Origin of the sequence: Corynebacterium sp. HMSC071B10 (assembly GCF_001814825.1) — a bacterium.
GTDB lineage: Bacteria > Actinomycetota > Actinomycetes > Mycobacteriales > Mycobacteriaceae > Corynebacterium.
Map to the genome: position 1 here is coordinate 14300 of NZ_KV817985.1, position 897 is coordinate 15196.

Annotated in this window: 2 protein-coding genes; both read right to left on the reverse strand. The window is 64.3% G+C overall.

Annotation, left to right across the window (positions count from 1 at the left end):
- Positions 1-207: DUF4192 family protein (locus tag HMPREF2990_RS02770; RefSeq protein WP_141757775.1), on the reverse strand; the 207-nt coding region annotated here is incomplete at its 3' end.
- 170 nt (positions 208-377) lie between these two features.
- The coding region (locus HMPREF2990_RS02775; protein ID WP_083316972.1) for a recombinase family protein at positions 378-897 on the reverse strand (520 nt) is incomplete at its 5' end.

Genomic DNA, 897 nt, shown 5'->3' on the forward strand with positions numbered 1-897 from the left:
TGCGAACCGCTCGCGGCTCTCGGTGAGCTTCTCCACTGCTTCGTCCAGGTCGAACCGTGCGACCGGGCCGAGGCGGACGGTGTCGACGCCCTCGTCGTCGACGAAGAACGCGAGGATCAGCGAGTTGTTCGGGTAGAACCCGAGGATGCCGGGGAGGTTCGCGAGGATCTCGCCGTGGGATGCAAGCGTGTGAGAATGGGTGGACATGGCAGTGCTCCTTTGCACGAATACGGGGTGTATGTGGTCAATCCCGTATTCGGCCCGGCTCTGCCGGTCGCAGGCGTATCCCAGCAGTGCAGCACTCATGTGTGCCGAGCGTCGCTAGCGCAGCCTGATGCCTTCTCGCCGGGTGCGAGCGCTAGCGACGCAGCCTGTGCTTAAGCGTCGGCTTCGATGCGCTTGAGAGCGCGATAGATCGTCGGCCGCGAGATGTTAAAGGTGCGCGCTACAGCGCTGACGGACTTGCCGCCGTCGATAAGCTCCTTGGCCATCTGCGCCTGCTCAGCGCTGAGCTTCGGCTTGGGGCCGGCGACCCTGCCCTGTGCGCGGGCGTGCGCCACGCCCTCACGGGTGCGCTGGACAAGCAGGTCACGCTCCCACTCGGCAAGACTTGCCATGACGTTGATAACCACCTTGTCGGTGGGCTTCGACGTGTCCAGCGCTGGCTCCAACACCTTGACGTTGATGTCACGCTCGGCGAGGTCAGCGATGGTGTTCACGGTGTCCGCGAGGCTGCGGCCGAGCCTGTCCAAGCGCGTGACAACGAGCGTGTCGTCGGGGCGCATGTACGCCAGCGCGTCATCAAGACCAGGCCGTTGCCAGTTGGTGCCGGAGATGGTGTCTGAGTAGATGTGGTCCGGGTCGCAGCCAGAGCCTGAACGCTCAGATGACTTCGAG